The sequence below is a fragment of the Staphylococcus sp. TE8 genome, assembly GCF_000692055.1.
In the GTDB taxonomy this organism is placed as follows: Bacteria; Bacillota; Bacilli; order Staphylococcales; family Staphylococcaceae; genus Staphylococcus; species Staphylococcus capitis.
On the sequence record NZ_JMGB01000001.1, the window covers coordinates 419,915 to 441,941 of the forward strand.

At 30.1% G+C, this 22,027-nt stretch carries 22 protein-coding genes and 2 tRNA genes; 16 read left to right on the forward strand and 8 right to left on the reverse strand.

The genetic code is table 11. The features are described from left to right. Positions 1-140: 140 nt before the first annotated feature. Positions 141-1,127, forward strand: a complete 987-nt coding sequence (locus CM54_RS02090) for a lipoate--protein ligase (RefSeq protein ID WP_037548622.1) — start codon at positions 141-143, stop codon at positions 1,125-1,127. An 80-nt stretch (positions 1,128-1,207) separates the two neighbouring features. Here the strand turns inward: CM54_RS02090 and CM54_RS02095 are convergent, their stop codons facing one another. Further along, positions 1,208-1,426 carry an IDEAL domain-containing protein gene (locus CM54_RS02095; protein ID WP_030065132.1) on the reverse strand — a complete coding sequence of 73 codons (219 nt, stop codon included), beginning with the start codon at positions 1,424-1,426 and terminating at the stop codon, positions 1,208-1,210. Positions 1,427-1,645: 219 nt separating this feature from the next. Here CM54_RS02095 and CM54_RS02100 point away from each other — a divergent pair, with 219 nt between their 5' ends. From CM54_RS02100 to CM54_RS12835, 6 genes are all read left to right on the forward strand, one after another. Then, positions 1,646-2,221 (forward strand): competence protein ComK, encoded by a 576-nt coding sequence (locus CM54_RS02100; protein WP_023350568.1) that lies wholly within the window; start codon positions 1,646-1,648, stop codon positions 2,219-2,221. 184 nt (positions 2,222-2,405) lie between these two features. Beyond that, positions 2,406-2,480 (forward strand) — tRNA-Asn (locus tag CM54_RS02105). A gap of 3 nt (positions 2,481-2,483) precedes the next feature. Next, positions 2,484-2,572: transfer RNA gene (locus CM54_RS02110), tRNA-Ser, on the forward strand. 632 nt (positions 2,573-3,204) lie between these two features. Continuing rightward, a complete protein-coding gene (locus tag CM54_RS02120) occupies positions 3,205-3,393 on the forward strand; it encodes a hypothetical protein (RefSeq protein WP_231469344.1) in 189 nt (62 codons plus the stop codon). A 196-nt stretch (positions 3,394-3,589) separates the two neighbouring features. Beyond that, positions 3,590-3,901: a hypothetical protein gene (locus tag CM54_RS12830; protein WP_231469347.1), complete on the forward strand. Its 312-nt coding sequence runs from the start codon at positions 3,590-3,592 to the stop codon at positions 3,899-3,901. A 132-nt stretch (positions 3,902-4,033) separates the two neighbouring features. Further along, positions 4,034-4,225 (forward strand): hypothetical protein, encoded by a 192-nt coding sequence (locus tag CM54_RS12835; RefSeq protein WP_231469349.1) that lies wholly within the window; start codon positions 4,034-4,036, stop codon positions 4,223-4,225. 157 nt (positions 4,226-4,382) lie between these two features. Here CM54_RS12835 and CM54_RS02130 read toward each other — a convergent pair whose 3' ends face one another. Together CM54_RS02130 and CM54_RS02135 are read right to left on the reverse strand one after the other, a co-directional pair. Next, positions 4,383-5,054, reverse strand: coding sequence for an Ltp family lipoprotein (locus CM54_RS02130; RefSeq protein WP_002435314.1), 672 nt, complete (start codon positions 5,052-5,054; stop codon positions 4,383-4,385). A 12-nt stretch (positions 5,055-5,066) separates the two neighbouring features. Further along, positions 5,067-5,423 carry a hypothetical protein gene (locus tag CM54_RS02135; protein ID WP_002435300.1) on the reverse strand — a complete coding sequence of 119 codons (357 nt, stop codon included), beginning with the start codon at positions 5,421-5,423 and terminating at the stop codon, positions 5,067-5,069. 1,040 nt (positions 5,424-6,463) lie between these two features. On the opposite strand from CM54_RS02135, the gene CM54_RS13120 reads away from it, so the two are divergent. The 3 genes from CM54_RS13120 (at position 6,464) to CM54_RS02145 (ending at position 10,943) form a co-directional block, all read left to right on the forward strand. After that, on the forward strand, positions 6,464-6,628 hold the full coding sequence (locus tag CM54_RS13120) for a gallidermin family lantibiotic (protein ID WP_082243223.1): 165 nt from the start codon (positions 6,464-6,466) through the stop codon (positions 6,626-6,628). Positions 6,629-6,724: 96 nt separating this feature from the next. Then, positions 6,725-9,706 (forward strand): lantibiotic dehydratase, encoded by a 2,982-nt coding sequence (locus tag CM54_RS02140; protein WP_037548629.1) that lies wholly within the window; start codon positions 6,725-6,727, stop codon positions 9,704-9,706. Next, on the forward strand, positions 9,699-10,943 hold the full coding sequence (locus CM54_RS02145; protein ID WP_037548632.1) for a lanthionine synthetase C family protein: 1,245 nt from the start codon (positions 9,699-9,701) through the stop codon (positions 10,941-10,943). Before CM54_RS02140 ends, CM54_RS02145 begins: the two co-directional genes overlap by 8 nt. A 136-nt stretch (positions 10,944-11,079) precedes the next feature. Here the strand turns inward: CM54_RS02145 and CM54_RS02150 are convergent, their stop codons facing one another. Together CM54_RS02150 and CM54_RS13040 are read right to left on the reverse strand one after the other, a co-directional pair. Further along, the gene (locus tag CM54_RS02150) at positions 11,080-11,694 is read right to left on the reverse strand and encodes a winged helix-turn-helix domain-containing protein (RefSeq protein ID WP_037548634.1); all 615 of its coding nucleotides are present in this window, start codon (positions 11,692-11,694) and stop codon (positions 11,080-11,082) included. Between the two features lie 470 nt (positions 11,695-12,164). Then, a complete protein-coding gene (locus tag CM54_RS13040; RefSeq protein ID WP_002435341.1) occupies positions 12,165-12,293 on the reverse strand; it encodes an SAR1012 family small protein in 129 nt (42 codons plus the stop codon). 197 nt (positions 12,294-12,490) lie between these two features. Here CM54_RS13040 and CM54_RS02155 point away from each other — a divergent pair, with 197 nt between their 5' ends. Further along, the gene (locus tag CM54_RS02155) at positions 12,491-13,042 is read left to right on the forward strand and encodes a GNAT family N-acetyltransferase (protein ID WP_023350492.1); all 552 of its coding nucleotides are present in this window, start codon (positions 12,491-12,493) and stop codon (positions 13,040-13,042) included. A gap of 55 nt (positions 13,043-13,097) precedes the next feature. On the opposite strand, the gene CM54_RS02160 is transcribed toward CM54_RS02155, so the two are convergent. Continuing rightward, positions 13,098-14,036, reverse strand: a complete 939-nt coding sequence (locus CM54_RS02160) for a 1,4-dihydroxy-2-naphthoate polyprenyltransferase (RefSeq protein ID WP_037548636.1) — start codon at positions 14,034-14,036, stop codon at positions 13,098-13,100. A 178-nt stretch (positions 14,037-14,214) separates the two neighbouring features. Between CM54_RS02160 and CM54_RS02165 the strand changes: the two genes are divergently transcribed. The 4 genes from CM54_RS02165 to menB are packed head-to-tail and all read left to right on the forward strand — an operon-like array spanning position 14,215 to position 18,837. Then, positions 14,215-15,576, forward strand: a complete 1,362-nt coding sequence (locus tag CM54_RS02165) for an isochorismate synthase (protein ID WP_037549793.1) — start codon at positions 14,215-14,217, stop codon at positions 15,574-15,576. Next, the gene (gene menD, locus CM54_RS02170; protein ID WP_037548638.1) at positions 15,563-17,236 is read left to right on the forward strand and encodes a 2-succinyl-5-enolpyruvyl-6-hydroxy-3-cyclohexene-1-carboxylic-acid synthase; all 1,674 of its coding nucleotides are present in this window, start codon (positions 15,563-15,565) and stop codon (positions 17,234-17,236) included. The genes CM54_RS02165 and menD overlap by 14 nt, the downstream gene beginning before the upstream one ends. Further along, on the forward strand, positions 17,223-18,026 hold the full coding sequence (gene menH / locus CM54_RS02175) for a 2-succinyl-6-hydroxy-2,4-cyclohexadiene-1-carboxylate synthase (RefSeq protein ID WP_037548640.1): 804 nt from the start codon (positions 17,223-17,225) through the stop codon (positions 18,024-18,026). The genes menD and menH overlap by 14 nt, the downstream gene beginning before the upstream one ends. Continuing rightward, positions 18,019-18,837: a 1,4-dihydroxy-2-naphthoyl-CoA synthase gene (gene menB / locus CM54_RS02180; RefSeq protein WP_002435362.1), complete on the forward strand. Its 819-nt coding sequence runs from the start codon at positions 18,019-18,021 to the stop codon at positions 18,835-18,837. The genes menH and menB overlap by 8 nt, the downstream gene beginning before the upstream one ends. A 107-nt stretch (positions 18,838-18,944) precedes the next feature. On the opposite strand, the gene CM54_RS02185 is transcribed toward menB, so the two are convergent. Together CM54_RS02185 and CM54_RS02190 are read right to left on the reverse strand one after the other, a co-directional pair. Continuing rightward, positions 18,945-20,117 (reverse strand): aminotransferase class I/II-fold pyridoxal phosphate-dependent enzyme, encoded by a 1,173-nt coding sequence (locus CM54_RS02185; RefSeq protein WP_023350487.1) that lies wholly within the window; start codon positions 20,115-20,117, stop codon positions 18,945-18,947. 149 nt (positions 20,118-20,266) lie between these two features. Beyond that, on the reverse strand, positions 20,267-21,274 hold the full coding sequence (locus tag CM54_RS02190) for an acyltransferase family protein (protein WP_037548642.1): 1,008 nt from the start codon (positions 21,272-21,274) through the stop codon (positions 20,267-20,269). 155 nt (positions 21,275-21,429) lie between these two features. Here CM54_RS02190 and CM54_RS02195 point away from each other — a divergent pair, with 155 nt between their 5' ends. Next, positions 21,430-21,849: a MarR family transcriptional regulator gene (locus CM54_RS02195; protein ID WP_002435477.1), complete on the forward strand. Its 420-nt coding sequence runs from the start codon at positions 21,430-21,432 to the stop codon at positions 21,847-21,849. The last annotated feature ends 178 nt before the right edge of the window (positions 21,850-22,027 follow it).

Below are 22,027 nucleotides of genomic sequence, written 5' to 3' on the forward strand. Positions count from 1 at the left end.
AATATCCTTAAAAAACTAAGATTGTTATATATAAATATGAAAAGTAAGACGTAAATGAGTAAATAATTGGAATTTTTAATATAAATCATTCATAACTAGGGTAAGGGCATATAGAAAGATACTTTAAGGAGAGGAATGTTATGAAGTTTATTAGTAATAATAATATTACTGATCCCACGCTCAATCTAGCAATGGAGGAGTACGTTCTTAAAAATCTTCCAGCTGAAGAAAGTTATTTTTTATTTTATATTAACAGACCTTCAATCATTGTAGGCAAGAATCAGAATACAATTGAGGAAGTTAATAAAGAATATATCGATAAGAATAACATTGATGTTGTGCGTCGTATATCTGGAGGTGGTGCGGTATATCACGATACAGGTAATTTGAACTTTAGCTTTATTACTGATGATGATGGCAATAGTTTTCACAACTTTAAAAAGTTTACAATGCCGATTGTGCAAGCTTTACAATCTTTAGGAGTTAATGCTGAAATGACGGGCCGTAATGATATCCAAGTTGGTGAAGCTAAAATTTCAGGGAATGCAATGGTAAAGGTTAAAAATAGAATGTTTAGTCACGGCACTCTGATGTTAAATTGTGAACTTGATGAAGTTCAAAATGCGTTAAAAGTTAATCCTGCTAAAATTAAATCTAAAGGCGTTAAATCTGTAAGAAAACGTGTGGCTAACATTGATGAATTTTTAGAAGAACCACTAAATATTAATGAATTTAAGCAAATTATTCTAAAGACTATTTTTGGGGAAAATGAAGTAGAAGAATATGTATTAACTGATGACGATTGGACTAAAATCAAACATTTAAGCAACGAAAAATACCGTACTTGGGAATGGAATTATGGTAAAAATCCTAAATATAATTTTGAGCGTGAAGAAAAATTTGAAAAGGGATTTATACAAATTAAATTTGATGTTAAAAAAGGACGTATTGAACATGCGAAAATATTTGGAGACTTCTTTGGAGAAGGCGATGTAACCGAACTTGAATATGCACTTGAAGGTTGTTTACATGACTTCGAGCATATTGAGGAAGCATTATCCAATTATGATCTATACCATTATTTTGGTGATATTGATAAATATGAAATTATAAGATTAATGTCTTAAATAAAATAAAAAAGGTCTATTCTCTAAACTTAAATTAAAGTAGGGAATAGACCTTTTATAATGAGTGACTCGAATCTAATTTATTCACTGAGAAAAGCCTCCAATTTTTTATATTCATCTGTGTACTGTTTGAAATCTTTCTCATTCTTATTAACAAGTGCTTCGTCGATAAGAGTCTCAAGTTTTTTCTTCCTAGCTTCTCTTAATGCTTCATCAATTACAAGTTCTACACCTAAATCATTAACTGTTGTTACAAAGTCTTCAAGTGTAGTGTATTTTACATTTGTATTATGATTCATGAAAATCACTACCTTTCCTATTTATTGATATATGAGTATTATACAGTTTTTAATTTTTGAAATCAATGAATATTCTGACATTTTAAAAGAAATATGTGTAAAAAGAAAATAAAAGTAGAACTTGACTTAATTTAAGGCTCGTATTAAATAAAATTAAGTTATTATTATTAAAAGAAAATAGTAACAATAATTTATTTTTTTGTGAAGTGAGGTAATCGAATGACTAATTTTAGTGAATCAATCTATGTTATTAGAAAAGGTGACATGTTAATTCGACCAAGGTATGATGAATATCAGCAAACTTCAGGTGCAGAAATTATAAGATTTGATAAATCACGAAAGGAAAGTCCATTTAAAGTTCAAAGAATTATCGAGAGGTCCTGCAAATTCTATGGTAATAGCTACCTAAGCAAAAAATCTGAAACTAATAGAATTACAGGTATCTCTAGTAAACCACCTATTTTACTTACCCCTTTATTTCCAACTTATTTTTTCCCAACACATTCTGATCGACAAGACGAAAACATCTGGATAAACATGCATTATATCGACAACATCAAAGAACTTAAAAATCGTAAAAGTAAAGTGATATTTGCTAATGGTGAATCATTTATATTAAACGTTTCATATCATAGCTTATGGCATCAATATACAAATGCGATTATTTATTATTATATGGTAGATAAACATGCACGTATGAAATCAAATAATCCAGAACAACCCATTGATTATAATCAATCATCGTTAAATATATTTGAAGCTCTCTCAAGGTATTCTCTTTTAGATGATAAGTAGACACCATTTTAATATTTTTAACTACACAAATTAAGATTAAAATTGTTTGTTTAATTTTAAAATATGCGGGGCGTTAATATTAAATTAGTGTAAATGTTCCGTATATTTTTTTAAGATTTCTCTTGAAAAACTGAACAGGATTGATATAATAATATTTGTGCTTGATAGAGATAAATTAAATTAATCCGCAGTAGCTCAGTGGTAGAGCTATCGGCTGTTAACCGATCGGTCGTAGGTTCGAATCCTACCTGCGGAGCCATATGGAAACGTACTCAAGTTGGCTGAAGAGGCGCCCCTGCTAAGGGTGTAGGTCGCGAGAGCGGCGCGAGGGTTCGAATCCCTCCGTTTCCGTACAGACGCTTATAATGGTATAAATCCATTATAAGCGTTATTTTTTTGCCTTCTTATAAATCCTTTTGTATCAACGCTTTGAATGTGTTTTTTTAAATTTTACTTCTTAATAGTTTTTATCCGTTTAAAAATTTTTAGTCAAATTGTGACTATGAGTATGATAATTAAGCTTTATTTTAGTCACAACATTTCTTGATTTAGGCACAAGAAAATTTCATTTAAATATTTAACTACTTCTTTATCTTCTTTGTTCTCAAATTCTTTAATTAAATGTGAATATATCTTGAGTGTTGTATGTATATTAGCATGACCAAATCTTTTTGAAATATATTGGATTGAAACGCCTTTAGTTAATAGGTAACCACAATGTGTAATCTCATTAAAGATAAATTATTAAAAAGGCTTTAGTGGAGGATGAGTAATACTGAAAGTGAAAATTTGTCCAAGGTTAGACAATTAATCTTGAATCAAAATGATCTAACCACTGAAGAAAAAGAAACATTATTAAACGAATTAGAAAACATGTATGAACTAAAAAAAATGTCAAATTATGAGTTGATGCAGAGTAATGTAAATTTGTTAAAAATTTCCAAGGATTAATTTCAAATCGCTCAGGTAAAGAAATTAATATTGTGTCTGAACAACCCCAAAGTGAAGATTGTAAAGATTGTAACGATGTATTAGTGGAGAACCATTTTAATAATAAAGAAAGTCAACAAACTAAAGACTATTCAAATGTAATTGTTTCTGAGAAAAATGAATATACAGAATCATCTAAGCCTAAAAAGAATAAAAAAGATTTACAAACAATGGAATTATAAATTGATTTATAATATAAAAATGTTATAATATTTTTATAGGTCAACGACAATGCGTGGAACTTATAAAACAAAATACATTGAATACAGTAGCCAGCCTACTATGAGGCTAGGCGATAATTGAATATCATAGTATAAGGAGCCATGCCATAAAAGGTCACGGCTCTTTTAATTTTTTTGAACAAAATCGAGGCACACCATGAAGTTTTACATCCTAGACAATAATTTTTATAATAAAAAATTTAAAGAAATTTTGAAGTTAAAAGATTACGAAATTATTAGAAAAAATGAAGGTTCAAGACCTTATTTTTATTCAATTGATATTAATAATAAAATCATTTTACTCCCTTTAAGGTCTAATTCTTCTAAAATTTCTCGAGCAAATAAATTTAGCACTAAGAAAGTGGATAAGTCAAGAACTAGCCCAGCAATAGATTTTACAAGCCTGTTAGTAATTAACAGGAATGAAAATTCATTTTTAAAAGAAATCATTCTTTATAGAGAAGTATAAAAATTTATTAAGAAAAATGAAAAACATTTACAAAAAAATTTAATAACTATATTGATATATATATAAGATAAGGCGTTATTGATAGATACCAAAACCACAGATAGAAGTTCTCTTAAATACTTTCATAAAGAATTGAATCTTGATGAAAAAATTATGAATAAAAGAAAATCTATTTTAATAAATGAACTAGAAAAAAATGGGGAGAGTAAGTTTTTTAAAAAACTAGCTAATACTGTTGAAAACACTGAGAAAATCACAAAACTATATAACTATAAATCTCTTTTGGAAATTGATGGTCGTTTAGACCCGAAAAGCAATTTTTAGTTTTGAAACCTCTTTTACGGTATCTCTTATTTTGACATCTAAAATCATAAGACCATAATCCGTTAACTTTTTATATAATCATTTTTAATTGTTCCTCTCTCGTTGTTTATTTTTCATGTTGTTAAAAATAGGGCGGATATTTAACCGCCCTCAAGACTTAATTATCTAAATGGTCTACAGCATATTTTGCTTCAGAGTCGGTAAACTTCTCACCATATTCGGATACTAATATATCGTAAATTGCATCATCAGACATGTGCATATCTTTAGCATAAGATTTTGCTTTTTCTAGTGCGTTTTTTTCATAATTGGCATCAAGATGATCTATAGCAAATTGTGCATCTTCTTTATTAAACTTTTCTCCATATTCCGATGTTAATTGATCATATATTCCTTGTTTTGACATATGCAAATCTTTAGAATATGTTTTTGCTTTTTCTAGTGCAGCTTTTTCTAAACGTGTACCTTCAACAGATGTGGCATCGTTTTCTTTATTTGTTGTATTGTCATCCTTTTGATACTTATCGTTTATTTCTTTATCTGTACTACTATCATCATAATTTATGTTTTCTGTATTATTGGCTGTATCTTCTGTTTCATTATCTATCTTTACGGTAGGTTGTGTTTCATGATTATTTGTTTTGAGGTTACCAACATAAGTTGTACCAGATAACGCTATAACAACTATTGCCACTGTTACGATTGTCTTTGCAATGGATGGCCATTTACTATATCGCCACATTACAAATAAACCTAGTGGGAAAATAAATATTAAAGTTAAAACAATAAACCATTCTTGTTTATACCATGATGTTGATTCTTGTTGCATAAAAATATCCTCCTATGTATCTATTTGATTAAAATTCAATTTTTTGATTTGAAATATATTGAGAAAAGGTAAATTAGAATATTTAATAGAGTAGAAATAAAGGTTTAGAAAAATAAAAGTAGTAGGAAGTTTAAGAAGGGTAGTGCAGTTGTGTGTAGTAACTGCATGTTCTATTTGATTTAAAGGGATTAATGAAGTTAATTCATTGTTTTTTAAATAATAAGAATCAGATGTTTCTCTAATGTAAGCAGATGATGATAAGCGTTCATTAATGTATAAATCATTACCCGAGATTAAACATTCTAATTTATTAGGCATCTCTATATATTTAACATTAATATCATCAATCAGCTCCTTATATTGATGCATAATTCTCACTCCTTATTTAGTTTTAGAAATTGTATATCTGTTATTTGTTTTTAAACATCAACTCCTATTAAAAGTTTAAATTATGCATAATTTTTATATAAAAAAGAGAACGCACTTATACTAATGGTTAATTTATTAGTAAGTTAGCGTTCTCTTTATTTATCGCTATTTCATTTGCTTTTTAATCTATGAAATTTTATCGCTTTAAAAACATCGTATAGTCAATTATATATGTAGCAATAAATTCATGAGTAGCATTTTAAGTTGATCACTAATGTTAATTCTTATTTTAAAACCTACTTAAAGCCTATAAGCATATTATATATAATATTAAAAAAAATTTCGATAATAAAATTCTAAAATATTGAATTAAAGTATTGCGTAAAATTTGTTTGATAGTGAATTGAAATATAATTCAAAGTGTACGAATAATACTTAAAATAAAGTAGATTTAAACAAGTTTTGGTTTTGAGTTTTAGTATAGAGGGGTAGAGTTGCTAATAGTAATTAAGAATATATAATAGTAAACAATTCAAACTAGTTAAGCTTGCTAATTAATTCAATCTGTTAGCAGGATTGTTTACAAGGCATAAAAATGTTTTTATTTTTGTATATAAAGAAGATAAAGCTAATTTGTATAATAAATTTATTCTTATTAAGAAGTCATCATTATTTATTAATTATATTTGATTTTGTTAAATGTCACTGTTTTATTAGTGACTACTATGAGGTTAAAGAATATGGTATTTCCTAAAAAAGTGTGTATTTTTTATAAAAATTATAGTATTCGTTTACTATAAGACTAGGAAGCATAATTGAATAACTTAGATTTAAGTGGAGCTATGACTATACAGTCATGGCTTTTTAATATGTAAATTTTACTTTAGAGTGTAAGTATATGTGATAACACTGTATTCTCATTATTTAATAAAGTTAGTACTAATTTAAACTATTATATTATTACACATATGTAATAATAATGATAAAATATAGAAATATTTTTAAACTCGTATTAATATGTAACTGAAAAGAATTTAAATATTCTTTTAAAAAAATTAAGGAGTGGTTCAACGAAAGCTGTTAAAGAAAAGAAAGAACTTTTTGATCTTGACGTGAAGGTAAACGCGATAGAAATCAGTAATTCAGAATCAGATCCACCAAACACAAGTTTAATTTGGTGTACGCCAGGATGCGCTAACCGGTAAAAACTTGTAATTCTCTAGTAAAAAGTGTTGATTTAAGTGCAATGTTTGAGCAGAGTTCCTTATAAAGGGCTCTGCTTTATTTTTAGAGGTGAATAAATGAAAAGTATTTTTAATACGTCTAGCTATTACATTATTAGAGCTCCTTTACTTCCTGTTTCCATTTATAATACTTATTTAAAAAATGATGAAATAGATTATTCCTCTTTTTTTCAAAACAAAATTATTGAAGAAACCATTTTGACTACGACATATCATTTATATCAAAGCTTAACTAATATCTCATTTGATAGTGAGAAGAAGAAAGCGCGTAATGCTAAAGAGAGCTTTTTAAAATATCTTATTAGAATGAGTACGAGGGGCACGCCATATGGATTGTTAAGTGGCGTATCATTGGGACAACTTGCTGAAAAAACAAATATACAAATACAAGAAGATGTTAATTACTATTATAAAAGCGTAAAAATAGATGGGTCTTGGTTAAGCAAATTAATTCATTTTTTAGAAAGTAATTATGATTATTATCAAGATAGTTACGTTATTTGGAATGAAAGAAATTACATTACCGACCAGCGTATATATTTGGATAATCAAACATGTCTCATTCAGGAAAATAATAAAGAACTAGTCTCGATCAAAAATAATGATTTGCTTAAATTCATTAAACAAAGCTTGCAAGAGGATTTAACATTTAAAGATCTAATAAAATTAATTTCAGAAAAATTTTTAATTAATGACGAGCAGGAAATAAAAAGTTTTATACAAAATCTATTAGACAAAGAAATAATATTTACAAGCTTAAGAACTGCTTTAAAAAAAGAAAACCCGTTAGATTATTTATTATGCTTTTATAGAGACTTTGATAATGATTTTATTAGATCACTTCAACTTATACATTTTGAAATGATGAAGTACCAAATTATGGAAATTGGGAAAGGTAAGAAAACCTTTTTAAGAATTCGAGAGTTGATGAGTCATTTATTTAAAGCTAAAGAGTATATTCAAATTGATACTAAAATTCAAACTAAAAATAATTATTTAAGTAAGAAAATTGCTAGAAATATTAGTGAAGCTGCATATCTACTATGGTTACTTTCTCCAGATGATTTGGGTATTAGCACTAATCATGATTTTCATTATAGTTTTTTAGAAAAATATGGTTTAGAACAAATTGTAAATTTAAAGGAATTACTTTCTGATATCAATGGTATGGGTTATTGCACTAAAGAAGATAAATCTATAAAAAATAATCGTCCTTTTTTGAAAGAAAAATATTATTACGCACTTTCTCATAATGAAGAGATAGAAATCACTGAAAATGAATTCTTAGACTTAGAAAAGAAAGACACTATTCCTATAGAGAGAGCGCCTTTATCTTCAGAAATATATAGTGAGTTTTATTATGGTAATAATATAAAAGGATATGATGAATTTTTGGTGATTAGTCCTATTGTATCTTCTTTCATTGCTGGTGCGACGATGGGGCGCTTTTCTCAGGAAATTGATAGGGACATACGTAAGCAATTAGATAACGAAATATATGAACAATATATTGAATATAGTAATGAAAATAACACTGAAGTTATTCATATAAATGAAATTCCTAAATATGCCAGAAATTTAAATATTAATCATTCTGGTACTACAAAATTTAAAGAACTTGACCTAGATATGCCATGTAGTTCAATTACATTAGACGATTTATATGTTGGAAGTACTTTTGATAAATTATATTTATTTTCTAAAACTTTAAATTCAAGAATCTTATTTATTACTCATTCTATGTTGAATTATGTTTTATGTTCTAATTTATATAGGTTTCTCAGAGAGGTGTCCTTAGGTAATACAAAATTTATCCAACCTATTAAAGACGATGGAATTGAGGGATTTAATTATTGTCCTAGAATTAGATATAAAAATGTAATTTTAAAGCTCGCAACATGGAAATTAAATAAAGATATGTTTTCAAGTAGTGAAAAAGAAAATTGGATTGAACAATTTCATAAGATCCAACAATTTTATAATATCCCTAATGATGTCAATATGGCTTTTGGCGATAATAGGTTAACGATTAATTTGTCTAATGATGCGCATATATCTATATTAAAAAAAGAAATTGAAAAGCAAGGTAGAGTTTGTCTTTTAGAGGAATTTATATCTAAGTCTAACAATGATAGAGTGATAGAAATTGTGACGCCAATATATAGAAAAGCTAAATCTAATGAAAAAAGTTTAATGATTCCTAAAAATATATATAAGCGATTGGAAACTAAAAGGGAATGGCTTTCAATACATTTGTATATTGATGAAAGCTATCAAAATGAATTTTTAATTCAATATATATTACCGTGTTTAAGAGAACTTTTTGATAATAATCACTTAGAAAGTTTCTTTTTCATTAAATATAGAGAAAATGATCATTTCATTAAGCTTCGTTTATTAAGTAAATCAAATGATTCAATACATTTATATCATGAGATAATGCAACTTAAACAAAAGTGGCTTAAAGAATCTGAATTATCTACTTATGCTATTGTAGATTATCAACCCGAAATCAACAGATATGGTGGTATTGAAACAATTGAGATCATTGAGGATTATTTTATGTATGATAGTTGGTTGGCAATTCATATCATTGATCAAACATTTAATTATCCTAAGGAATTTATTGTAGCAATAACTATTATTTTTTTAATAAATGAATTAGATATAAGCCAAGAAGAAATTGATGAAATTAGACATAACAATGTTGAAAATTTATATCGTAATAATGAGATAAGAGAATATAAAAATGAGATGGTTAAACTTACTAACCCTAGAGATAATTATTGCTATTTACATGAAAAGCTACCCAAACTTCATCAAATTTTATATAACAATTATAAAGAAATTGAAAAATTAAAAGTCGCTTTAAGTAGAGGTTTATCTACTCCTAGAGCACATATTATTGGCAGTTTGATTCATATGAGATGTAATAGAGTATTTGGCGTTAATCGAGATAAAGAGAAATTTGTACTTTCTATTTTTAATGAAATAGAGAAGACAAAGAAATACTGGTGTGGTGATATTATCAATGAATAAAGTCGAAGCCATGATGAAAAAAGAAGTTGAATTTTTATCACACTATGAAAATGCTACAGCACTAATTGAGAATAAGAGTGATTGTTGGAGTTCTTATACATTGTCCCATGGTTATCCTGGAGTGATATTGTTTTTAAATGAATTTCAAAATTTATACCACGTTAACTTTGATGAATTAATACATAAATATGTGTTGAGGATAGGCAAAGAATTAGAAAGAGGAATAGAAGGTTATTCTTTGTTTAGTGGTATATCAGGTATAGCATTTTCAATTGATGTGGTATCTGATGGTCATTTACATTATCGAAATATTTTGCAGACACTCGATGATTATTTAATCAAGTTTATCAACAGAAAAATGACATATATAACTACAGAAGCTAATCCTAGAGAATATGATGTGGTAAGAGGTTTAGCGGGTATTGGTAGGTATTTGTTAAACAGAGTAGATGCAAATCCGAAGGTTATTTCTAGTTTGATAGAAATAATGAATCACTTTAGAGATATACATTATTCAAAAAGACACTGGATTGTTTCCAAGGATAATCAATTTTTAAATATAGATAAAGAAAGGTTTTCTTTAGGAAATATAAATTTAGGTTTAGCACATGGCATATTAGGTCCATTCTCGTTGTTGGCGCTTAGTAAAATAAAAGGAGTGGAAATTGATAATCATTCAAGTTTACTTTCTGATATTACGGAATATTTATTTAAGACTGAATTTCAATATAATCAAAGTTGGCTTGATCGCTATGATATAGCAGAAAAGTATTATCCTTCATACTCTATCAGAAATGGCTGGTGTTACGGGGATACTGGGATAATGAATACAATTTGGCTATTAGGTTTAGCTTTAAATAATGTAAATCTCATTGAGAAAGCTAAAAATTTAATAATTAAAATAATTAGATTGAATAATGATAATTTATTGAGTCCAACGTTTTGTCATGGTCTATCGTCTCATTTAACTATTCTAAATAATGTAAATAGATACTTTAATATACAAGAAGTTAATAGTTATCTAGAATTAATCCAGGAAAAGATATTGTCACATTATTCTTCTGAAAATCAGTTTATGTTTTATGATATCGAATTAGAAAATAATCAAACACGTTATAAAAATAAGGTGGGGTTATTAGAAGGACAGATAGGTATTCTTTTATCATTATTAGATTATCAAGCCACTCATAGTAATTATTTAGAAAAAAGTTGGAAAAATATGTTTTTAATTAGCTAATAATTTCGTCTCGTTAAAGCGTTAACCAATAGTAAACATTTAAGATTTTAATCGTAGTATAATATTAAATCCTCAAAGTAATAGAATTTATAATACTTTGAGGATTGTTTCGTGTTTGTACTGATTATGAATTTAATTATCTATCTTTGATAACTAATTTGTAGCCTGTAGATCTTTTATTTATAATTTCCAAATTATCGCAATTTTGAAGATGGTATCTTAATCTGTGAATGTAAACATTTATAGTATTAGAATCTACATATTCTAAGGTATCCCAAACTTGAATTTTTAGATCTTTGCTGGAGACGTATTGGTTCACATTTTGGTATAGATAATTTAGAATTTGCAATTCAATGTGGGAGAGTGCATATTTTTTGTCCTTAAAAATAAATAATTGCTTTTCAAAATCGATGAGCAGCTTAGGTCGAAGGTAGTGTAAGTGCTTCTTTATTTCGTTAATAATGAGACACTCTATAAAATAATGGTCTTCGTCATTAAGGATGACATACAAAGCTACACCTTTTTCATAAAAGTAATACTTTCGGTCTTTGTTATTATTTTTAGTTATTACTATGATAGGTATTGAACTCACTTTATTTTCTATCATCTGATTATATTCGTTACTAGTTTCCCGAATGATAAGCAAATCGGGTTTGGACTTCTTTGAATTAATAACAATGCAGTCATTAATGTCGAGTATTTTTTCTTTTTCTATTTCATTTATAGAAGGTAAAATTTGGATATTAAACACTTATAACTACTCACTCCTTTAATATATTGTAAAATATTTAATATGACTCTATAGAACTTACTTTCTCTATCTTTTTCTTTTAGCATATATTTCACCTCAATCATTTAAAGTAATTTTAATCATTCTTGCTATAAAAAGGAGATAAAACATTATATTTAGAAAATTCTGATTATTAATCATAATGACTACTTTTTAGAATTATTAATTTGATTTTTATGGATTATTTTACTTTAGTTTTTATCTGAATTTCACATTATATATTGTAAGGGTTTTCACTATAATATTCCATAAAATTTTAAATAAAGATTTCGACATTTTTATTACATTACTATAATGAATATCTTTTAATTATTAATAGAAGTTTTTATTTAATAAAAAGTCGAACTAACCGTACGTGATTAGTTCGACATATTTAAAATATAGTGCTTCTCAAACAAATGTAATGTTCCCATTAATAAACTTCTTAGTATTTATTTTTCTTTATTCTCATTGTCATTGCCATTGTTAGATTTTCCTGATTTACCAGATATGAGGTTTCTAATGGCTTTAACAATATAGCCTGTGATTAAAATTCTAAAAACTCTTCTAATGATATCCATAATTATTCTCCCTTTATGATTGATTTATTATACATATTTACCCTTGATTGTAGCTTATTAAAAGTAATTTTAAGAATTTTTAAACATTCAACATTGAATTTACTCATCAACTTGATGCCCAGTTAGTAATAATTTTATTAAATCACAGAGATTATATATAATAACAGTGCAACCTATTTAAAAAAGGGGAATGAATGATGATTAGAAGAGCGCGTCCAAGTGATAATAGGCAAATTGCTAAATTATGCTATATCATATGGAAAGATATGGAGTTAGAACTGACTCAAACGTTTACTAAAAAACGTGTGATTGAGGCGATAGAATTAAGCATTGTAAATGTTAAATATCGTACGTATTATGAGCATATTTGGGTATATGAAAAAGAAGGTGTCGTGGCTGGTTGTATTATAGCTTATCCAGGTGAAAAGGAGCTAGATTTAGAGAGACAATGGTTGAATTTACCGCTTGAAGAGGATATTCGTGAACTAGGTACACCATTACCTCAACAAGAAGCTTACAATGATGAATTCTATATTGAAGCGGTGGCTACTTTTCCTGAATACAGAGGTCAAGGCATCGCTACGCAATTGTTAAAACATTTAATTGAGACTGATAAAAATGCGAAATGGAGTTTGAATTGTGATTATGAGAATGAGGGCGCTTTAAAACTCTATACTAAATTAGGATTTAAACAAAATGGAGATATTGATTTGTATGGGCATCAGTATCATCACATGACATTAAATTAAAAACTCGACATTGAAATGTTATTTCATTGCCGAGTTCATTTTCAAAAGTATTAAATTAAAGCCCACCTAAAAGTGCGCTAATATATATTCCTAATGCATATAAAAGACCAAATATTGTGTTGGTCTTACCTGTAGCTGCCATAGCTGGCATCATAGTAGCTGGTGTATCGTTCTTATTAAAACGTCTTACAGCTTTAATTGGCATAGGGAATGATAATAACACTAATAAGTAAAATAGTGATCCTGGTGCTTTGAATAATGCTGTGAAAATAACGAATACATAAGCAACTATATACATGGCTGCCATGAAAATCACAGAGGCACGTTTACCTAATAAAATAGGTAAAGTTTTTCTGCCACTTTCTTTATCTTTAACACGGTCACGGATATTGTTTGCCATATTAATAAGTCCAATTGTAATAACGATTGGAATACTAATCCAGAAAGCATAACCTTGAACATTTCCTGTTTGAATAAAGAATGATAACACTATAATAATCATTCCCATGAATAAGCCGGAAAATAGTTCGCCAAATGGTGTCCATGAGATTGGAATAGGTCCACCAGTGTAAAGATAACCAATTGCCATACAAACGATGCCGACTGGAATAATCCAGAATGAACTTTGTATAGCTAAAAAGATACCTAATAATGCTGCGATAATATAAAATGCAATCGCTATGTTCATGACAAGTTTTGGACTCATACCATTACGCACGATAGCGCCACCAATACCTACAGAGTTATGGTCATCAAGACCTTTTTTGAAATCATAATATTCATTAAACATGTTTGTTGCAGCTTGTATTAATAAACATGCAAGAAGCATGGCTAGGCATAAACTGAATTTCAAATGGTCTTCACTACCTAGTAGATAAAGCTTTGCAGTAGCTGTTCCGACTAAAACTGGGATGACTGCTGCAGTTAAAGTATGAGGTCTCATCAATTGCCAGTATTTCTTAACAGTTGAATATTGTTGATATTGATCTGCCATAATATGCATAACCTCTTATTTATATAGTTTTAACATAAACATTTTAAAGGAATAGTAGATAAAGGTCAATTGACGTGAAAAATTGCATGTTTAGTTTAAGCAAGAATGATAACACATGAATTCAAAAATGATACAATATACTAATGAGTAAAATTCGAAGGAGAAAGAAGTGAAAAGAATGGCTGTGAATGTTAAAGAAGAAGACATTGTCGATAAATTGTATGCGAGCACTAAGGACTGGGTGTCTGTTGAAACTGAATTAAATAGAACAATTGATCCAAGTACTTTATTTTATTTAACAGAACAGGATGCTGGCGATCGCTTTTATATGCGCTTAAATGACAATCATTCTTCATATTTTGGATATCATGCAGTTCAAAGGTTTAAAAATAACTTTGAAAATAAGCAGTCTATCTTTAAGGAATGGGAAAATTTAAAAAATGAGATCGAATTAATACATCCTAATACCAGTCAACATCACCTAAGATTATGTGGTGGATTTCAATTTTCAAGTCATAAATCAGACGATGAGTGGCGAGAGTATGGGTTAAATCACTTTGTATTACCTAAAGTATTGATATCTATTGAAGGGGACCGCACATTCATCACTTATACTACTGAACGCCAAGATTTTAATATTGAGACTTTTAAAGAGGTAGTTTCATATTTTGAAAATACAGAAGTTAATGAAACAGAAGATAGTCTTGGAGATGTTACACGTGTGGAAGACATCTACAAAGACGATTGGCGAGAACTCGTTGAAGAAGCGATAGAAACAATTGATGAGACTAAAAAAATTGTACTCGCGCGTAGACGTTTAATAAAATTTAATAAAGATATTAATATTCCTTACGTTTTAAATCAAGCTTTAAAAAATGAAAAGAATAGCTATATGTTCTTATTAGAATCTAATCAATCTATATTCTTTTCACAAACGCCTGAACAACTCATTAAAGTTCAGGATGGTGTACTTTCGACAAAGGCTGTCGCGGGAACAATTAAACGTTCTCACAACGAAGTAGAAGACGAAGCGAATATTAAAGCTTTCTTAAAAGATAAGAAAAACTTAGGTGAACATCAATTTGTAGTGGAAAGTATCTTGAATGATATTAAGCCTTTCGTACAAGATGTAGAGTACAATGAAACACCTAATATTTTAAAAAACGATCATTTATATCATTTATATACAGAGATCAAAGGACATTTAAACGAAAAATCATACATTGGTTTAATTGATTGCTTACATCCTACACCAGCTCTAGGTGGTTATCCAAAGTATGAGGCATTAGAATTTATTGAGAATAAAGAATTTGGAACTCGAGGACTTTATGGTTCTCCAGTAGGTTTCATTGACGTTTATGATGATTGCGAATTTATTGTTGCGATTCGTTCGATGTTAATCAAAGGAGACCAAGCTACATTATTCGCAGGTTGCGGTATAGTTAAGAATTCTGATCCTGATAGCGAAGTCGCTGAAACAGCAGTCAAATTTTCACCAATGATGAATGCATTAGGAGTAGATAATTATGACAAATCATAGCGACGCATTGACGCAACAAGTTTTCACGTTCGCATCTGAATTATATGCATATGGCGTACGTGAAGTGGTAATTAGTCCAGGATCACGATCAACGCCGCTAGCCCTTGCATTAGAGTCACATCCGCAAATTAAAACCTGGATACATCCTGATGAACGAAGCGCAGCATTCTTCGCATTAGGACTTATTAAAGGAAGTAAAAAACCAGTTGCGATATTGTGTACGTCAGGTACAGCAGCAGCGAACTATACACCAGCAATCGCTGAAAGCCAAATTAGTAGATTGCCTTTAATCGTATTGACGAGCGATAGACCACATGAATTACGTAGTGTAGGCGCACCTCAAGCGATTAATCAAGTGAATATGTTTAGTAATTATGTCAATTTCCAATTTGATTTACCTATCGCAGATGGTAGTGAGCAATTGCTAGATACGATACATTATCAGATGCAAATTGCGAGCCAATATCTATATGGGCCGCATCGTGGTCCGATTCATTTCAACATGCCATTTAGAGAGCCATTGACACCTGATATGGATCGTGTTGATTTACTCACATCTGAGAATAAAACATTACCACATTACCAGAAGAGTATTGCTGTTCATGATATTAGCGCAACATTACAGAAGAAAAAAGGCCTTATTATCGTAGGTGACTTGCAACATCAAGAGGTTGATCAAATTCTGACGTATTCTACAATTTATGACTTGCCTATTTTGGCTGATCCACTAAGCCAATTACGTAAAAATAATCATCCTAATGTGATTACCACGTATGATTTACTTTATCGTGCAGGTTTAGATTTAGATGTAGATTTTGTTATTCGAGTGGGCAAACCCGTCATTTCTAAAAAGTTAAATCAATGGCTTAAACGCACATCAGCTTATCAAATATTAGTACAAAATAACGACAAAATTGATGTCTTTCCAACACCACCGGATATTTCTTATGAAATTTCAGCGAATGATTTCTTTAGATCTTTAATAGAGGAAGAGAATGTTCAACGTAAAGATTGGCTAGAATTGTGGCAATCATTAGAAAGACAATCCCGCATTGAAATTAAAGATTACTTGAACCATGCATCTGACGAAGCAGCTTATGTGGGCGAACTTATTCATAAATTATCAAATGAAGATGCGCTTTTCGTTGGAAATAGCATGCCTATTCGAGATGTTGATAATTTAATGTTTGAAACCGAAGCGGAAGTTTATGCTAATCGTGGTGCAAACGGTATAGATGGAGTGGTATCAACTGCGATAGGTATGGCGGTTCATAAGAATGTGACACTTTTAATTGGAGATTTATCTTTTTATCATGATATGAATGGTTTATTAATGGCGAAGTTAAATGATATTCATATTAATATTGTGCTTGTGAATAACGATGGTGGTGGCATCTTTTCTTATTTACCTCAAAAAGATTCAGCTAGTGAATATTTCGAAAGACTATTCGGTACACCAACAGGTTTAGATTTCGAGCACACTGCATTATTATATGATTTTACTTTTGAACGCTTTGAAAACTTAACAGACTTTAAATATATGGAATTATCAGCGATGGGTTCTCATATATATGAAGTTTTAACGAGTCGAGAGGATAATTTGCAACAACATCAAATTTTATATAAGAAGTTGAGTGATATCGTTAATGTTACATTATAATTTTTTTAAATCTCAAAATGATAGCAAACAATTGCTTGTGATGTTGCATGGCTTTATTAGTGATTCGACAACGTATGACAGTCATATTGAGCAACTTCGTCAACATGTAAATGTATTAACCATTGATTTACCCGGACATGGTCAGGATACTTCAGACATGAGTGATACTTGGGATTTCCCGTATATTGCTCATGCGCTTGATGAGGTACTGAGTCAATATCACATGTATAACGTGTACCTTCTTGGTTATTCTATGGGCGGCCGCGTAGCGCTATACTATGCTTTAAATGGCAGTGTAGCGCTGCGTGGGTTGCTCTTAGAAAGTACTTCAGCGGGGATTCAATCGGAAGCGGATAAAGTGGAACGTGTTCAAGTGGATGCGGCTCGTGCGAAGGTACTTGAAATTGCTGGATTAGAAATCTTCGTGAATGATTGGGAGAAGTTGCCGCTTTTCCGGTCGCAGTATGAATTGGATGCTGAGGTACGGAAGGCTATTAGGGCGAATCGAATGAGCCAGAATCCTGTGAGGTTGGCTAAAGCGCTTCGGGATTATGGTACGGGCAATATGCCGAATCTTTGGCCACAAGTGTCTTCGCTTCGTGTTCGTACGTTAATTTTGACAGGTGAAAAAGATGAAAAGTTTGTTCAAATAGGACAGAAATTAAAAGAAGAGATACCTAATAGTCGAACTGTACAAGTTTCAGATGTTGGGCATACAATTCATGTGGAAGATAGTACGGAATTTGATACAATAATATTAGGTTTTTTAAAGGAGGAGCAAAATGACTAGACAGTGGGAAACACTTAGAGAATATGATGAAATAAAATATGAATTTTTCGAAGGGATTGCTAAGGTAACGATTAATCGTCCTGAAGTACGTAATGCGTTTACACCTAAAACAGTAGCTGAAATGATTGATGCATTTTCACGTGCGCGTGATGATCAAAATATTTCAGTTATTATCTTAACTGGTGAAGGCGACAAAGCGTTCTGTTCAGGCGGAGATCAAAAGAAACGTGGTCACGGTGGTTACGTAGGTGACGATGAGATTCCTCGTTTAAATGTGCTAGATTTACAACGTTTAATTCGCGTTATTCCAAAACCTGTTATCGCAATGGTTAGAGGCTATGCCATTGGTGGCGGTAACGTATTAAATGTAGTTTGTGATTTAACAATCGCTGCAGACAATGCAATCTTTGGTCAAACTGGACCTAAAGTAGGTTCATTCGATGCTGGTTATGGTTCTGGTTACTTAGCACGTATCGTTGGTCATAAAAAAGCGAGAGAAATTTGGTACTTATGCCGTCAATACAATGCTCAAGAAGCTCTAGATATGGGCTTAGTTAATACGGTAGTACCTTTAGATAAAGTTGAAGACGAAACAGTTCAATGGTGTAAAGACATGATGAAACATTCTCCAACTGCTTTACGTTTCTTAAAAGCAGCAATGAATGCCGATACAGATGGCTTAGCTGGTTTACAACAAATGGCTGGAGACGCAACACTACTTTACTACACAACTGATGAAGCGAAAGAGGGACGCGATGCTTTTAAAGAAAAACGTGATCCTGACTTCGACCAATTCCCTAAATTCCCATAAGCGTTTAGTGAGAATATAGATAAATCCACTTGATTGATGTCGATCAAGTGGATTTTTATATTCATAGGTATCTTTTTTAGTTGAGAAATGCTTACCCTACAAGTATTTTATTTCATCTTATCAGGATAATTTTGGTTTAAATAGTTCTCTAGACGACGCATTCCTTCTTTGAGCATATCCATCTCATAAGCATATGAAATTCTAATATATCCTTTACCCATATCTGTGAACGATGAGCCAGGAACCATTGCGACATGTGCTTGTTCAAGTACATCTACACAAAAATCGAAATCATTTTCAGTGAATTTCTTTATACTTGGAAAAATATAAAATGCGCCTTCCGGTTGAGCTGTTAATTCAAAACCAAGTGATTCAAGTTTATTTTTTAAATAATCACGACGTTTAATGTAAGCATCGTTCATATATTGTGGTGCCTCTAATCCTTCATTTAAAGCAGCGATACAAGCAATTTGAGCGGGAACATTGGCACAAATACAATTATACGCGTGCATAAACGTTAACTTTTCAATTAAGTATTCCGGACCAATGAGGAAACCTATACGAATACCTGTAGCTGAATGCGATTTACTTAAGCCTCCAATGAGTAACAATTGATCTCGAATTTCTTCGAATTCCGCGAAGGATGTATGAGCGCCTTTAAATGTATTTTCAGCGTAGATTTCATCGCTAATAATAAAAAGGTTTTTATCTACAAGTGTATCTACTATGGCTTTTACCTCTGAGCGTTCAAGTATAACGCCTGTAGGGTTAGTAGGGTAGTTAAGTAGAATAGCTTTGGTTTTCTCTGTAATATGTTTATTAATGAGTTCCGGTGTCACTTTAAATTCTGATTGTGTGGTATCCATGTAAATAGGAATGCCACCTAATGTTTCAATAAGTGGTATATATCCTGCGTATACTGGCCCTGGAATTAAAATTTCATCGCCGGGTTCAATAATACTTCTCAAAGATGTATCTAGCGCTTCACTAGCTCCATTAGTAATAATAATTTCTTCTTCACTATATTCGAACCCATATTTATTCTTGAAATAGTTACTAATTGCTTGTCGTGTTTCAGAGAGGCCTTTATTGTGCGAATAACTTGTCTTATCTTCTCTAATTGCACTGATGTAAGCTTCTTTAACAACGTCAGGCATTGGAAAATCTGGTTGTCCAATAGTTAAGTTCACACAATCATCAATGTGTTTCATTCTGTTTGAAAATTGACGTATACTTGGCGCTCTTAAAAATTTTGAATTTGTATTTAATGATAACTTCATTTTCGAAAAACACCTCTAAAAAAAATACCAAAATGTAGTATTTGAATTGTTAAAATAGTCTCATAATTCTTTCAAATTATTACTATCATAACATATTTTAAGTACTACATTTCGGTATAAAAATACATCTATGAATTATAATGAAATTGTTAGTCTTTGAAATCCGCTGGTTTGCGCAAGTTGATGACTGGATTAGTCCATTTACACACAAATCTTGATGATAATACGAACACGATAATCAGTGAAGTAACGATTAAGAATAAATATGTGAATATCGAAACTGTATCTTTAAATGGATAAATAGCAAAGCCTCTTAATATACCAATGACAATGCCATGTAACAAATATACAAACATCGTTCTACGTCCAATATATGTGTAGAAACGCTTCTTCTGTGATGTCAGATTTAAGAATGCACTCATAGTTATTAGAATAATGATGTAGTGTATTAATCGTTTAAATGGACTATACATATCGCCACCATGGTTTTCAAGTGATATATAAGGTGAACTGCCAAGTAACCAATCGCCATTAATAGGGTGCAGAACATACCCTATAAAGAAACCAATAAGTATTATTATTGATAAGGGTATCCATTTTTTATTTCTTAATTTCATTGTTTGTTCTTTAGTGACTAAATGTCCTATATAGAAGATAGGAAAGAAGACGATTGTTCTAGAAATACTCATATAACTATCTATATTACCTGAAAATCCTGCAAGCACAGAAACTAATATAGCAACAGATAAAACAATATATGGATTGTATCTACGCACGATAACTAATACAACATGGAAGAAGAATAGCGTGAGTAAGAACCATAGGGCAAAGACCGGGTTAAATGGATCTAACTGTATAGCGTCTTCCTTGCCAGTTAAGTAATAATATATTGAAAAGAATGCGAAAAAAATGATATAAGGTACTAGTAATTTTTTAGCGATCTTCTCTAGGTAGTGTGGTTTATCTAGATTTTTCGCAAAATATCCCGAAATAAATAAGAATGTAGGCATATGAAAACTATAAATGAGTAGGTATAATGCTGATAAAAATTTATCTTCGGAAGTATAAGGTTGTAAAAGATGTCCAAAGACAACTAGAAATATTAAAAATGCACGGGCATTATCGAAAAAATAATCCCTATCTTTGATAGCTGTCATAAAGCGTCTCCTTTTTCTCTCTGAATAGACTTATTATAATTTAGTATACTTTTAGGTAGATATGCAACGAATTTGTGCAAAGTGTATAATAGTATTGTATATTTTATAAATAAAGCATATAATATTAACAACCTTAAATAGTGGAGTAGAACAACATGTATAAACAACTTGAAAAACTTATCACACTCACAAATAATGATTTAAATTTAGTAAACAGACGTTTCGGTCAACGTACAGATATAACCGCTGAACAGTTAGAATTATTACGTATTTTATATAATTATGATCGCTTATCACAATATGATTTAACTATGAAGATTAGCCGAGAGCAATCTATCGTTTCAAGATGGATTAAAAAGCTAGTACTTAAAGGTTATATTACAAGTCAACAATCTCATGAAGACTTACGTTGTAAAGAGTTAATATTAACTGATGAGGCTCGCGCACTTATTCAACAAATTAATACAGCAAGATGTGAATTAATCGAAGCGAGATGCCAGTGTTTAACACCTAAAGAAATAGAAAGTCTTAATCAATTATTAGATAAACTGAACAGTAGACATATTTATATTTAGTTTAGTAATTATTTTAATTTTTGCTTTAAAGTGCAATATACATCTAAACAAATATTTGACTAAAAAGGTAAGTAACTTATAAGTAATATTTTATTACTGATATAAGTTGCTTATTTTTTTATTCATAATGAGACGTAAGTTCAAAATGAGTTAAAAATGGAAAAAGGGCACCTCTAAG

Bases quoted from the DNA above. Each gene is read 5' to 3' on its own strand.
- menH (WP_037548640.1), top strand. From the start codon at position 17,223: ATGTTACATTATAATTTTTTTAAATCTCAAAATGATAGCAAACAATTG.
- CM54_RS02090 (WP_037548622.1), top strand. From the start codon at position 141: ATGAAGTTTATTAGTAATAATAATATTACTGATCCCACGCTCAATCTA.
- CM54_RS02135 (WP_002435300.1), bottom strand. From the start codon at position 5,423: ATGCATCAATATAAGGAGCTGATTGATGATATTAATGTTAAATATATA.
- CM54_RS02195 (WP_002435477.1), top strand. From the start codon at position 21,430: ATGTATAAACAACTTGAAAAACTTATCACACTCACAAATAATGATTTA.
- CM54_RS02190 (WP_037548642.1), bottom strand. From the start codon at position 21,274: ATGACAGCTATCAAAGATAGGGATTATTTTTTCGATAATGCCCGTGCA.
- CM54_RS02145 (WP_037548632.1), top strand. From the start codon at position 9,699: ATGAATAAAGTCGAAGCCATGATGAAAAAAGAAGTTGAATTTTTATCA.
- CM54_RS02165 (WP_037549793.1), top strand. From the start codon at position 14,215: ATGGCTGTGAATGTTAAAGAAGAAGACATTGTCGATAAATTGTATGCG.
- CM54_RS02140 (WP_037548629.1), top strand. From the start codon at position 6,725: ATGAAAAGTATTTTTAATACGTCTAGCTATTACATTATTAGAGCTCCT.
- CM54_RS02155 (WP_023350492.1), top strand. From the start codon at position 12,491: ATGATTAGAAGAGCGCGTCCAAGTGATAATAGGCAAATTGCTAAATTA.
- CM54_RS02185 (WP_023350487.1), bottom strand. From the start codon at position 20,117: ATGAAGTTATCATTAAATACAAATTCAAAATTTTTAAGAGCGCCAAGT.
- CM54_RS02160 (WP_037548636.1), bottom strand. From the start codon at position 14,036: ATGGCAGATCAATATCAACAATATTCAACTGTTAAGAAATACTGGCAA.
- menB (WP_002435362.1), top strand. From the start codon at position 18,019: ATGACTAGACAGTGGGAAACACTTAGAGAATATGATGAAATAAAATAT.
- CM54_RS02100 (WP_023350568.1), top strand. From the start codon at position 1,646: ATGACTAATTTTAGTGAATCAATCTATGTTATTAGAAAAGGTGACATG.
- CM54_RS02130 (WP_002435314.1), bottom strand. From the start codon at position 5,054: ATGCAACAAGAATCAACATCATGGTATAAACAAGAATGGTTTATTGTT.
- CM54_RS13040 (WP_002435341.1), bottom strand. From the start codon at position 12,293: ATGGATATCATTAGAAGAGTTTTTAGAATTTTAATCACAGGCTATATT.
- CM54_RS12830 (WP_231469347.1), top strand. From the start codon at position 3,590: ATGAAGTTTTACATCCTAGACAATAATTTTTATAATAAAAAATTTAAA.
- menD (WP_037548638.1), top strand. From the start codon at position 15,563: ATGACAAATCATAGCGACGCATTGACGCAACAAGTTTTCACGTTCGCA.
- CM54_RS02095 (WP_030065132.1), bottom strand. From the start codon at position 1,426: ATGAATCATAATACAAATGTAAAATACACTACACTTGAAGACTTTGTA.